Origin of the sequence: Rivihabitans pingtungensis (assembly GCF_003201855.1) — a bacterium.
GTDB classification, from domain to species: Bacteria; Pseudomonadota; Gammaproteobacteria; order Burkholderiales; family Aquaspirillaceae; genus Rivihabitans; species Rivihabitans pingtungensis.
On record NZ_QJKI01000002.1, the window covers coordinates 1 to 12,646 of the forward strand.

At 64.7% G+C, this 12,646-nt stretch carries 11 protein-coding genes and 1 rRNA gene; 11 read left to right on the forward strand and 1 reads right to left on the reverse strand.

Annotated features, from left to right (window positions below):
• Positions 1–92: ribosomal RNA gene (rrf, locus tag DFR34_RS17935) — 5S ribosomal RNA — on the forward strand; the annotation flags it as partial.
• Positions 93–353: 261 nt separating this feature from the next.
• The gene (locus DFR34_RS01960) at positions 354–2,540 is read left to right on the forward strand and encodes a YgiQ family radical SAM protein (RefSeq protein WP_110389490.1); all 2,187 of its coding nucleotides are present in this window, start codon (positions 354–356) and stop codon (positions 2,538–2,540) included.
• 48 nt (positions 2,541–2,588) lie between these two features.
• On the opposite strand, the gene ppsR is transcribed toward DFR34_RS01960, so the two are convergent.
• A complete protein-coding gene (gene ppsR, locus DFR34_RS01965) occupies positions 2,589–3,413 on the reverse strand; it encodes a posphoenolpyruvate synthetase regulatory kinase/phosphorylase PpsR (protein WP_110389491.1) in 825 nt (274 codons plus the stop codon).
• 166 nt (positions 3,414–3,579) lie between these two features.
• Here ppsR and ppsA point away from each other — a divergent pair, with 166 nt between their 5' ends.
• The 9 genes from ppsA (at position 3,580) to DFR34_RS02010 (ending at position 12,573) form a co-directional block, all read left to right on the forward strand.
• Positions 3,580–5,964 carry a phosphoenolpyruvate synthase gene (gene ppsA, locus DFR34_RS01970; protein WP_110389492.1) on the forward strand — a complete coding sequence of 795 codons (2,385 nt, stop codon included), beginning with the start codon at positions 3,580–3,582 and terminating at the stop codon, positions 5,962–5,964.
• A 205-nt stretch (positions 5,965–6,169) separates the two neighbouring features.
• Positions 6,170–7,390, forward strand: coding sequence for an RNA-guided endonuclease InsQ/TnpB family protein (locus tag DFR34_RS01975; protein ID WP_110389493.1), 1,221 nt, complete (start codon positions 6,170–6,172; stop codon positions 7,388–7,390).
• 62 nt (positions 7,391–7,452) lie between these two features.
• Entirely contained in the window at positions 7,453–8,241 is a 789-nt protein-coding gene (locus tag DFR34_RS01980; protein ID WP_110389494.1) for a ferritin-like domain-containing protein, read from the forward strand.
• Positions 8,238–9,353, forward strand: a complete 1,116-nt coding sequence (locus DFR34_RS01985) for an MlaE family ABC transporter permease (RefSeq protein WP_211309261.1) — start codon at positions 8,238–8,240, stop codon at positions 9,351–9,353. The genes DFR34_RS01980 and DFR34_RS01985 overlap by 4 nt, the downstream gene beginning before the upstream one ends.
• On the forward strand, positions 9,350–10,114 hold the full coding sequence (locus tag DFR34_RS01990; RefSeq protein WP_110389495.1) for an ABC transporter ATP-binding protein: 765 nt from the start codon (positions 9,350–9,352) through the stop codon (positions 10,112–10,114). Before DFR34_RS01985 ends, DFR34_RS01990 begins: the two co-directional genes overlap by 4 nt.
• A complete protein-coding gene (locus tag DFR34_RS01995) occupies positions 10,104–10,961 on the forward strand; it encodes an MlaD family protein (protein ID WP_158281715.1) in 858 nt (285 codons plus the stop codon). Before DFR34_RS01990 ends, DFR34_RS01995 begins: the two co-directional genes overlap by 11 nt.
• On the forward strand, positions 10,958–11,530 hold the full coding sequence (locus DFR34_RS02000) for an ABC-type transport auxiliary lipoprotein family protein (RefSeq protein WP_110389497.1): 573 nt from the start codon (positions 10,958–10,960) through the stop codon (positions 11,528–11,530). The genes DFR34_RS01995 and DFR34_RS02000 overlap by 4 nt, the downstream gene beginning before the upstream one ends.
• A gap of 44 nt (positions 11,531–11,574) precedes the next feature.
• The gene (locus DFR34_RS02005; protein ID WP_110389498.1) at positions 11,575–11,937 is read left to right on the forward strand and encodes a DUF2442 domain-containing protein; all 363 of its coding nucleotides are present in this window, start codon (positions 11,575–11,577) and stop codon (positions 11,935–11,937) included.
• Between the two features lie 96 nt (positions 11,938–12,033).
• A complete protein-coding gene (locus DFR34_RS02010; protein ID WP_110389499.1) occupies positions 12,034–12,573 on the forward strand; it encodes an RNA pyrophosphohydrolase in 540 nt (179 codons plus the stop codon).
• Positions 12,574–12,646: the final 73 nt, after the last annotated feature.

A 12,646-nucleotide genomic window follows, 5' to 3' on the forward strand; every position in this document is an offset into this window, starting at 1 on the left:
CCCCACTCCTTCCCATCCCGAACAGGACAGTGAAACCACTTCGCGCCGATGATAGTGCGGATTACCCGTGTGAAAGTAGGTCAACGCCAGGCTCCCATTCAAACCCCCTGTAGCAACGCTACAGGGGGTTTTGTATTTTTAGCTCGGCTCACGCAATTGCTGCGTTTTGTGAGCCGCGCTTCGCGCGGGTTTATCCCAATCACGTCTCTCTTTGCGTCGTTTAGCCCCCATGCATGGCAAACCCATGCTGATAGCACGGCTATCCAGATGAATTCAAAGCCCTTTTTGCCGGTGTGGCGGATTGTCTGGCACAATGTCCAGCTTGTCTTACCGCGCACTGCCCAGGCCTGCCCATGACTTTTTCGACCGATTCCGCCGCCCCGCCCTCGATTATTTCCCTGCCGCGTCAGCCGATGACCGGCGCGCGCACGGCGCCATTTTTGCCGATGAGCCGCGCTGAAATGAAGCAGCTGGGCTGGGACACCTGCGACATCATTCTGGTGACCGGCGACGGCTATATCGACCATCCCAGCTTTGGCATGGCGCTGATTGGCCGCCTGCTGGAGGCGCAAGGCTTTCGGGTGGGCATCATCAGCCAGCCCGACTGGAAAAGCGCCGAGCCGTTTCGCGCGCTGGGTCGGCCCCGGCTGTTTTTTGGCGTCACCGCCGGCAATATGGATTCGATGATCAATCGCTACACCGCAGACCGCAAACCGCGCTCTGACGACGCCTACACCCCGCATGGCGAGGCCGGCAAGCGGCCGGATCGGGCGGTGGTGGTGTATGCGCAGCGCTGCCGCGAGGCGTTTCCGGGTGTAGACATCATGATTGGCGGCATTGAGGGTAGCTTGCGGCGGATTGCCCAGTACGACTACTGGAGCGACAAAGTGCGCCAATCGGTGCTGGCCTACGCCAAGGCGGATTTGCTGCTGTTTGGCAACGCCGAGCGCGCCTTGCTGGAAGTGGCGCACCGCGCCGCGCACGGCGAGCGGCTGGCGCAGATGCGTGATATTCGCGGCACAGCGTTTTTGACCAGCCAGGGCTGGCGGCCAGACGACAGCTGGCAGGAAATTGACTCGACCACGGTGGATGCGCCAGGCCGGGTGGACCCGCATCCCGACCCTTACGCCATGGAGCCGGTCAACCCGGCGCCGGCCGACCCCAGCGCGCCGCAGCCGGTGCGATTGATTTCTGCCGCCGAGCGCGTGCGCCAGCGCAAGGCGCAGCGTGCCAAAACCGTGGTGCGTTTGCCGGCGTATGAAGCTGTGGCCTACGATCCAGTGCTGTATGCCCACGCCAGCCGCACCCTGCACCTGGAATCCAACCCGGGCAATGCCCGCGCGCTGGTGCAGGCGCATGGCGAGCGCGATGTGTGGATCAACCCGCCGCCGATTCCGCTGACCACGCCGGAGATGGACTACGTTTACGATCTGCACTACGCCCGCCAGCCGCACCCCAGCTATGGCAATGCCCGCTTTCCGGCCTGGGACATGATCCGTTTTTCGGTGAACATCATGCGCGGCTGCTTTGGCGGCTGTACCTTCTGCTCGATCACCGAGCACGAAGGCCGCATTATTCAAAGCCGTTCAGAAGAATCGATTTTGCAGGAAATCGAGCATATTCGCGACAAAACGCCGGGGTTTACTGGCCACATCACCGACCTGGGCGGGCCGACCGCCAATATGTACCGGCTGGCGTGCAAAGACCGCAATATTGAAGCCTCCTGTCGCCGTTTGTCCTGCGTGTATCCGGGCATTTGCGAAAACCTCAACACCGACCACAGCGATTTGATCCAGCTGTATCGCAAGGCGCGCGCTGTGCCGGGGGTGAAGCGCATCACCATTGGCTCGGGCGTGCGCTACGACCTGGCGGTGGAGTCGCCGGAATACATCCGCGAGCTGGCCACCCACCACGTCAGCGGCTATCTGAAAATCGCCCCGGAGCACACCGAAGACGGGCCTTTGTCCAAGATGATGAAGCCGGGCATTGGCAGTTACGAGCGCTTCAAGGCGCTGTTTGAGCGTTTCAGCCAGCAGGCCGGCAAGAAGCAGTATCTGATTCCCTACTTTATCGCCGCCCACCCCGGCACCAGCGACGAAGACATGCTCAACCTCGCGTTGTGGCTGAAGCACAACGGCTTCAAACCCGACCAGGTGCAGGCATTCACCCCCACGCCGATGGCCTTGGCCACCACCATGTGGCACACCGGGCGCAATCCGCTGAAAAAACTGGCGCGCAGCTCTGAAAAAGTGGAAGTGATCAAGGATGCCTACCGGCGCAAACTGCACAAGGCGTTTTTGCGCTATCACGACGCGGAAAACTGGCCCTTGCTGCGCGAAGCGCTGGTGAAGATGGGCCGCGCCGACCTGATTGGCCATGGCCCGCAGCAGCTGATTCCGCCAGAAAGCGGCGCCGCGCGCCCTGGCGCGGCCAAATCGGTCCGCGTGCCGCACGGCAAACCGCTGGGCAAACGCCCGACTGTTGCAGGAAAGCCGCAGTCACGGCCGTCAGCAACGCAGAAAAAAACCGGCCGCCGTTAAGCCGGTCAGGCGCGCACCAGCGCGCCAGCCGGCTTGGCTGAGCCGCGTTCAAAAACGCTTGGCCAGCCGGGCGCTGTGGATGATGGTGCTGGCGATTTCTTCGATGGATTTGTGCGTGGTGCTGATAAACGTCACCCCCTGCTGGCGCATCATCGCCTCGGCTTCTTTTACCTCAAAGCGGCAATTGTCCAGCGAGGCGTAAGTGCTGTTCGGCCGGCGTTCCGAGCGGATTTGCACCAGGCGATCCGGGGTAATGGTCAGGCCAAACAATTTGTGACGATGCGGCAGCAGCAATTTGGGCAGAATCGGTTTGCCAAAATCTTCCGGCGTCAGCGGATAATTGGCGGCACGAATGCCGTATTGCAGCGCCAGATACAGGCAGGTCGGGGTTTTGCCCGAGCGCGACACCCCCACCAGAATGACATCGGCTTCAGCCAGATCACTCGGTTTCACGCCGTCGTCATGATTGAGCGAGAAATTCACCGCGTCGATTCGATGATGATAGGTTTTCTCGTTGGTGATGCCGTGGGATTTGCCCGCTGCCCGTGATGCGTGCTGGCCGAGTTCTTGTTCCAGCGTGCTGATGAACGAATCAAACAGATCAATCACCAGCGCGCAATCGTCCACCTCAATGGCCTTGCGCACGCCAGGGTCGATAATGGACAAGAATACCAGCGGGCGGTGATGGTCACTCTGCGCGCGCTCGGCAATGCGCCGGCTGACCTCGCCGGCCTTGTCTGGCGTGTCGATGAACGGAATGGTTTCCCGCTTGAATTCCGCCGTCTCGAACTGGGTCAGCAGCGTGTGGCCCAAGGATTCGGCGGTGATGCCGGTGCGGTCGGAAACAAAGAAGGCTGAGCGGCGATGTGGCATGTGAACTCCGGCTAAATGAGCATTGCGCTTGATTATACCCGTGGGAACATGCACTTTCGCAGGGCAAATCCGGCTTTTGTGCAGTGCATTAAGGTTACGCAAAGTTTACGCTTTCGGATAGAATCCGGTTTTCGATAGCCCCCATCTAGCACAGGAAGTTCGTTACATGGCAGAGAATTACGTTGTCTGGTTCGACAAGCTGCGCATGACCGACGTGGAAACCGTCGGCGGCAAAAATGCGTCGCTGGGCGAAATGATTAGCCAGCTCGCCAGCTCCGGCGTGCGCGTGCCTGGCGGTTTCGCCACCACCGCGCAGGCTTACCGCGATTTTCTCGCTCACAACGGCCTGGCCGACCGCATCAACGCGATGCTCGCCAAGCTTGACGTGGACGATGTCGTCGAGCTCGCTCGCGTTGGCAAGGAAATCCGCCAACTGATCGTGGATACGCCGTTCCCGGCGCAGCTGGAAGCAGAAATCCGCACCGCTTACGACCAGATGGTCGCCGACTCCGGCGCTGCCATCTCGGTGGCCGTGCGTTCTTCCGCCACCGCAGAAGACTTGCCGGACGCCTCGTTCGCCGGTCAGCAAGAAACCTTCCTGAACATTCTCGGCTTCGAGAACGTGATGGCGGCCATCAAGCATGTGTTCGCCTCGCTGTACAACGACCGCGCCATTTCCTACCGCGTGCACAAGGGCTTTGCCCACGATGTGGTGGCCCTGTCCGCCGGCATCCAGCGCATGGTGCGCTCCGACTGTGGCGCCGCCGGTGTGATGTTCACCATCGACACCGAATCCGGCTTTAACGACGTGGTGTTCGTCACCGCCTCGTACGGCCTGGGCGAAACCGTGGTGCAAGGCGCCGTGAACCCGGATGAATTCTATGTGCACAAGCCGACCCTCAAGGCTGAGCGCCCGGCCATCCTGCGCAAGAACCTCGGCTCCAAGCTGATCAAGATGGAATTCACCGACACCCGCGAAGCCGGCCGTTCGGTGAAAACCCTGGATGTCGCCCCGGAACTGCGCACCCAGTTCTCCATCAACGACGCTGATGTCGAAGAACTCGCCCGCTTTGCCCTGATCATCGAAAAACACTACGACCGTCCGATGGACATCGAGTGGGGCAAGGACGGCGTGGATGGCAAGCTGTACATCCTGCAAGCTCGCCCGGAAACCGTGAAGTCGCAAGAATCCCGCGTGGACACCCTGCGCCGCTACCGCCTGAAGAACAAGAGCGCCGTGCTGGTGGAAGGCCGCGCCATTGGTCAGAAAGTGGGCCAGGGCGTGGTGCGCCTGATCAAGGACGCCTCCGAAATGGATCGCGTCAAGCCGGGCGATGTGCTGGTCACCGACATGACCGACCCCGATTGGGAGCCGGTGATGAAGCGCGCCGCCGCCATCGTCACCAACCGTGGCGGCCGCACCTGCCACGCTGCCATCATCGCCCGCGAACTGGGCATCCCGGCTGTGGTCGGCTGCGGCAACGCCACCGACGTGCTGAAGGATGGCATGCAAGTCACCGTGTCGTGCTCGGAAGGCGACACCGGCAACATCTATGACGGCCTGCTGGAAGTCGAAATCATCGACCTGGCGCTGGATCAAATGCCGGATTCCCCGGTCAAGATCATGATGAACGTCGGCAACCCGGAGCTGGCCTTCGACTTCTGCCAACTGCCCAACGAAGGCGTGGGCCTGGCGCGCATGGAGTTCGTCATCAACCGTCAGATCGGCATCCACCCGAAAGCCCTGCTGGAGCTGGACAGCCTGTCGCCGGAACTGCAAGCCGACATCCGCAGCCGCATCGCCGGCTACGCCAGCCCGGTGGACTTCTACGTGGACAAGATCGCCGAAGGCGTGGCCACCCTGGCTGCGGCGTTCTACCCGAAAAAGGTCATCGTGCGCATGTCCGACTTCAAGTCGAACGAGTACGCCAACCTGGTCGGCGGTTCGCTGTACGAGCCGCATGAAGAAAACCCGATGATCGGCTTCCGTGGCGCCGCCCGCTACATCGCCCCGGAATTCCGCGACTGCTTCGAGCTCGAATGCCGCGCCATCCGCAAGGTGCGCGACGTGATGGGCCTGACCAATGTCGAAGTGATGATCCCGTTCGTGCGCACCCTCAAGGAAGCCGAATCGGTGGTGCAGATCCTCAAGGACTTCGGCCTGGAGCGTGGCAAGAACGGCCTGCGCCTGATCATGATGTGCGAACTGCCGACCAACGCCGTGCTGGCCGAACAGTTCCTGGAGCACTTCGATGGTTTCTCCATCGGCTCCAACGACATGACCCAGCTGACCCTGGGCGTGGACCGCGACTCCGGCGGCCCGATTGCCCCGACCTTCGACGAGCGCGACCCGGCGGTGAAAGCCATGCTGCACATGGCCATCGACGCCTGCCGCCGCCTGAACAAGTATGTCGGCATCTGCGGCCAAGGCCCGTCCGATCACCCGGACTTCGCCAAGTGGCTGGTGGAAGAGGGCATCGAGACCATCTCGCTGAACCCGGACACCGTGGTGGAAACCTGGTTGTACCTGGCCAAGGAAGTGCAGAAGTAAGCACTTGCCGAGCGCAACAAAAAACCCCCAGCGATGGGGGTTTTTTGCGTATGGCCGCGCACTTTTTGCTATGGTGGCGGTCTGCTGGCCAGCGCACGCGCCTGGCCACGTCGCCAACTTGACCCAGTGCGCGACAAGCCTCAGCCTTCAGGCCGGGGAAGGATAGCACGGACGGCGCAGCCGTCCTTTGGGATATGATTGAGCCATGCAACGACTTCAAGCCTTCAAATATGAACTGATGCCAGACGGCCAGCAGGCGCGGCAAATGCGCCGCTTTGCTGGCTTGTGCCGGTTCGTCTTCAACAAAGCGCTGGCGTTGCAGAAAGCGCGCTACGAGCAGGGCGAGAAGAAGCTCGGCTACGCCGGGCTGTGCAAGCTGCTCACCGAGTGGCGCAACGGCACGGAAACCCCATGGCTGGCCGATGCGCCGGTTCATCCGCAGCAACAGAAGCTCAAAGACCTGGAACGGGCCTACAGCAACTTCTTCGCCAAGCGGGCCGACTTCCCTCGCTTCAAGAAGAAGGGTCGGCACGACAGCTTCCGCTACCCCGACCCAAAACAGATCAAGCTCGATCAGGCCAACAGCCGCATCTTCCTGCCCAAGCTCGGCTGGCTGCGCTACCGCAACAGCCGGGATGTATTGGGCGCGGTGAAGAACATCACCGTGAGCCAGTCTTGCGGCAAGTGGTTCGTGAGCATCCAGACCGAACGCGAGATTGAGCAGCCCACCCCGCAGGGGGGCGTAGTCGGCATCGACATGGGCATTGCCCGGTTCGCCACGCTATCGGACGGCACGTTCTACGCACCGCTCAACAGCTTCAAGCGGCGTGAAGCCGCCTTGCGCAAAGCGCAGCAGGCGCTGAGTCGCAAAACCAAATTCAGCAACAACTGGAAGAAGGCCAAAGTCCGCGTCCAGCGCATCCATTCCCGCATCGGCAATGCCCGCCGCGACTTCCTGCACAAGACCTCAACCACGATCAGCCAAAACCACGCGATGGTGTGCATCGAGGACTTGCAGGTGCGGAATATGTCCAAATCGGCGGCAGGAACAACCGAAAGTCCGGGCAGAAAGGTTCGGGCCAAGTCCGGCCTGAACAAAGCCATCCTCGACCAAGGCTGGGCCGAGTTCCGCCGCCAACTGGACTACAAGCTGGCGTGGAGCGGCGGACATCTCATCGCCGTGCCGCCGCAGAACACGAGCCGCACCTGTCCGAGTTGCGGCCATGTGTCAAAAAACAATCGACAGACACAAGCCAAGTTTGAATGCGTCGAATGCGGCTTTGAAGAAAACGCCGATGTCGTCGGCGCGATCAATATACTAAGGGCGGGACACGCCCGGTTAGCCTGTGAAGTGAGCGGTGCAGTCATGCCGCCAGCAGCAGGAACCCACCGAAGCGACTCAGGGGTGGCGCAATGCCGCGCCTGAGCGCCGTAGGGATCTCCGGCCTTCAGGCCGGGGAGGATGTCAACCCTGTTGACCGATTTGCCATGACGCCCACCCCTCTTCGCCTGGCCGCCCGTGACGCGCTGGCGCTGACCGAACTGCCCGCCAAACTCAGCGCCGTCGCCGCGCTGGATCTTGCCACGCCCTGCGGCGCTGAGCTTGCCCTCACCCCGCCCGCGCCGCTGCCCGGCCGCCCGGCCCGCCCGGAGCTGATCCCGCCCAGCCAACTGGCCCAGCGCGGCTTGGGCACGCGGGAAGGCCGCGCCGCGCTGATCCACGCGCTGGCGCATATCGAACTCAACGCCATTGACCTGGCGCTGGACATCGTCTGGCGCTTTGCCGGCTTGCCCGAGGCGTTTTACCGCGACTGGCTGGGCGTGGCGCAGGAAGAAGCCGAGCATTTTCAGCTGCTGAACGCCCACCTGAACACCCTGGGCCACCAGTACGGGGATTTTCCCGCCCACAACGGCCTGTGGGACATGGCCGAGCGCACCGCCGACGACCTGCTGGCGCGGCTGGCGCTGGTGCCGCGCACGCTGGAAGCGCGCGGGCTGGATGTCTCGCCCGGCATTCAGGCCAAGCTGCGCCAGGTGGGCGACCTGGACGCGGTGGCGATTCTGGATGTGATTCTGCGCGATGAAATCGGCCATGTGGCGCTGGGCGTGCGCTGGTTTGCCGAGTTTTGCGCCGCGCGCGGCCTGGAGCCTGTGGCCCATGCCGAAGCGCTGCGCCTGGCCTACCGCGCGCCGCGCCCGCGTGGGCCGTTCAACCTGGCTGCCCGCCGCCAGGCTGGCTTTGCCGACGCCGAACTGGCGGCGCTGGACGCGCGGTGAACCCCACTTTCGCCGCCTCGCCAACGCTGCGCCTGAGCGCCGACGGCGAGGTGCAACTGGCCGGCAGCTGGACGTTTGCCGGCCTGCGCGACCACGCCGGGCTGCGTGCCGCCGTGCGCGCGCAGTCGCCCCAGGCGCGCTGGGACGTCAGCCATGCCGAGCTGGACGCGGTGGGCGCGCTGTGGCTGTGGCAGGACTGGCAAGGCCAGCTGCCCGCCGCGCTGCGCGCCACCGAGGCCCAGCGCACGCTGTGGCGCGACCTGGTCGCCGCCCAAGCGCCTGCGCCGACGCCCATCCGCCGCGATGCGCTGGCGCCGCTGCGCGCCGTGGGGCGCGGCGCATTGGCCTTGCTGACGCAGGCGCAACTGGTGTGCATGCTGTGGGGGCGGCTGCTGCTGGCCAGCCTGCACCTGCTGCGTCATCCGTCGGCGCTGCCGGCGCGCGAGCTGTCGGCCAATATTTACCACGCCGGGGTGTCTGCGCTGGGCATCACCGCGCTGGTCGGCCTCTTGATTGGCGTGGTGCTGTCTTATTTATCCTCGCAGCAGCTGGCGCGCTACGGCGCCAATGTGCTGATTGTCGATTTGCTCGGCATCAGCATTCTGCGCGAGCTGGGTCCGCTGCTGGCGGCGATTTTGGTGGCCGGGCGCTCGGGCTCGGCGATGACCGCGCAACTGGGCACGATGAAGCTGAATCAAGAGCTCGACGCGCTGGCCGCCATGGGTTTATCCGCCACCTTGCGCCTGGCCTGGCCAAAAACCGTTGCCCTGCTGCTGGTGCTGCCCTTGCTGGCGGTGTGGACCAGCGCGCTGGCGCTGGTCGGCGGCATGCTGGCGGCGCATTGGGAGCTGGGCTTGTCGTTTGGCCAGTTTCTCGATCGTTTTCCGCGCGTGGTCAAGCTGGTGCATTTGTGGATTGGCCTGGGCAAATCGGCGGCGTTTGGCTTGCTGATTGGCCTGATTGGCTGCCACTTTGGCTTGACCGCGCCGCCATCCAGCGAAGGCCTGGGCCGCGCCACCACCCGCGCCGTGGTGGCGGCCATCACCCTGGTGATTGTCGCCGACGCGCTGTTTGCCGTGCTGTTTTCCATCACCCTGAGGCCACGGCCATGAGCGCGCCGGCCGTGCGGCTGCGCGGGGTGAGCACCCGTTTTGGCGAACGGGTGATTCACCATCAGCTTGATCTGGACGTGCAGCAAGGCGAAGTGCTGGCATTGGTTGGCGCCTCTGGCTGCGGCAAAACCACCTTGCTGCGCCATATGATCGGCCTCACCCAGCCAGCTGCCGGCGTGGTGGAGGTGCTGGGCGTGCGGGTGAGCCCTGAGCAGTTTCTCGCCCAGCGCGGCCTGCGCCAGCGCTGTGGCGTGCTGTTTCAGAGCGGCGCGCTGTTTTCGGCGCTGAGCGTGCTGGAGAACGTCGCCCTGCCCTTGTTGGAGCGTGGCGGCCTTGGCCGCGCCGACGCCGCCCACATTGCCCGCTGCAAGCTGGCGCAGGTGGGCCTGGCGGCGGAGGATGGCGACAAACTGCCGGCGCAATTGTCCGGCGGCATGATCAAGCGCGCCGCGCTGGCCCGCGCCCTGGCGCTGGACCCGGAATTATTATTTTTGGATGAACCCACCGCCGGGCTGGACCCGCTTGGCGCACAGGCCTTTGTGGCGCTGATTGCCGAGCTGCGCGCGCTGCACGGGCTGACCGCAGTGATGGTCACCCACGAGCTGGAGCGCGTGGCGCCGCTCTTGGACCGCGTGGCGGTGCTGGCTGACCGCCGCGTGGTGGCCATCGGCCCGCTGGCGGCCGTGCGCCGCGCCGATCACCCTTTTATTCAGGCGTATTTCGCCGCGCATGACCCGCAAGGGGAGAACCATGGAAAGTAAGGCCTTTGCCCTGTGGACCGGCCTGTTTGTCATCGCCCTGCTGGCCGCGCTGGCGGCGGTGGTGATCTGGATGAGCGGCGTGCGCCAGGGCGAGCGGGTGGAATACACCCTGCTCTCGCGCCAGTCGGTCAGCGGCTTGAACCGCGAAGCGGCGGTGCAGTATCGCGGCATCCCGGTGGGCAAGGTGGTCGAGCTGGGCATCGACCCGGCCGATCCCAAGCAAGTGCGGGTGCGCGTGGCGGTGGACAGCACGGTGCGGCTCAGCGCCCAGGCGTGGGCGCGGCTGGGCACACAAGGGCTGACCGGGCTGACCTTTGTCGAGCTGCACGACGACGGCGGCCCGCCCTGGCGCGACCCGGCCGGCGCGCCGCTGCCGATGCGGCCATCGCTGTGGCAAGACACCACCAGCAAGCTGCCGGCGGCATTGGGCGAGGCGCGCCAGCTGGGTGAGCGCTTGAATCTCTTGCTGGACGACGCCAACCGCCGCGAGCTGGCCAGCCTGCTGGCCAATCTGAACCGCTTTTCGGCGCAGCTGCCGGCGCTGGGCGAGCAATCCACCGCCACTCTGGCCAGCGCCCGCCAACTGGCCGACGAATTGCGCCAGCTGTCGCAAGGCCTGCGCGCCGTGCTGGCCCAGGCCGGCCCCGCCGTCGGCCAGGCCAGCGCCCGCCTGAACCAGGACACCTTGCCCCGGCTGGATCAACTGGCCAGCCAGGCCGAGCACACCGCCCAGGCGCTGGATGGCTTGATCGACAGCCACACTCGTCGCCCGCAACAATTATTGCTGGGCGCGCCGATGGATCCCCCCGGCCCCGGAGAGGCCGGCTTTGCCGGAGCCGCACGATGAAGCCCGTGATTGTCCGTCTGTTGCCCTGCCTGGCCGCGCTGGCGCTGGCCGCCTGCGCCAGCGCCCCGCTGGCGGAAACCCGCTACCGCCTGCCCGAGCCCGCCCCGCTGAGCGCCGCCCAGCCGGCCATGCCGGCGCTGGCGGTCACCGTCGAGCAAGCCGCCTGGCTGAACGGCCTGGCCATGCACTACCAACTGGACGCCCTGCGCCCGCAACTGGCGCGCTATCGCGACAGCCTGTGGGCCGACCGCCCGGCCGCGCTGCTGGCCGCCCGTCTGCGCCAACGCCTGTCCGCCATCCCGGTGGCCGCCAGCGCACCCTGGTCGCTGCGCCTGTATCTGGACCGCTTCGAACAGGTTTACCAGCCCGATCTGCACAGCCAGGGCGAAGCGCGCTGGCAGGCGGAGCTGCGTGACAGTCACGGCGCCTTGCGCGCCCGCCACACCTTCAGCGCCAGCGCCCCGGCCAGCCAGGCGCATGCCGAAGCCGGCGCGCGCGCGCTGGGCGCCGCCAGCGACGCGCTGATTGAAGACACCTTGCGCTGGGCGCGCGAGGGGATGGGGCGGTGAGCGTCGCCACGGCCTGGTGAGCCTCATGCGGTGGAGATCGAACTATGAAAACGGTCAAGGCGCGGGTGCGCGATGATGAACCAGTGACTGAGCTGGGGCTGGCCCAGGCGGTCGCGCGTGGCCGGCGGCGGCAGGATGAGTTGCGCGCCGCCAGCATTCGTTACCTGCCCGAGCGTCAGGCGGTGTGGCTGGGGTTTGCCGACCAGAGCGCGATTGTGTTGCCTGTGGCGAATTATCCTGAATTGGCGCAACTGAGCGTGGCGGAGCTCAATGCGCTGACCTTGGAGTTTGGCGGCAGCGCCTTGTGCCTTGAGGCGCGTGATTTGCATCTGTCCATCACTGGGCTGGCGGCCGCCAGCCATTCGCTGATGGAAATGGCCGCCAGCTTGCTGGCGGCGCGTCCCTGAAAAACCGCCCGCTGACGCCCTTTGCCCTGCTCCGTCTGTCTTATTGGCGAGAAATGTGCCAGAATTCAGGCCATTGGATATTGAGCAGGTTGCATCATGTTAGACCGGGACGGTTACCGCCCCAACGTCGGAATCATCCTCTGCAACGCCCGCAATGAAGTGTTCTGGGGTAAGCGGGTGCGCGAGCACTCGTGGCAGTTTCCGCAAGGGGGCATCAAGCCGGGCGAAAGCCCGGAGGCGGCCATGTACCGCGAACTCATGGAAGAAGTCGGCCTGTCGCCGCACCACGTCAAGATTCTGGGGCGCACCCGCGACTGGCTGCGCTACGACGTGCCCACGCACTGGATTCGCCGTGAGTGGCGCGGCAGCTATCGCGGCCAGAAGCAAATCTGGTTTTTGTTGCGGCTGACCGGCCGTGACAACGACGTGTGCCTGCGCGCCACCAATCACCCCGAGTTCGACGCCTGGCGCTGGAATACCTATTGGGCGCCGGTGGACGCGGTGATTGAATTCAAGCGCGACGTCTACGAGCGCGCGCTGGGCGAGCTGGCCAAGTTTTTGAAAGGGCTGGACCCACGCCAGGGTTTGGCTCCGCCGTCCCTGCCCGAGGCCCCGCCCGCTGCGGCGCGCCGCTGACGCCCCATCCGCATCCCGCCTGTCGGCGGGATATTTGTTTTTTGCCGCCGCCCAGACGCGGCGGCGCAGTCTT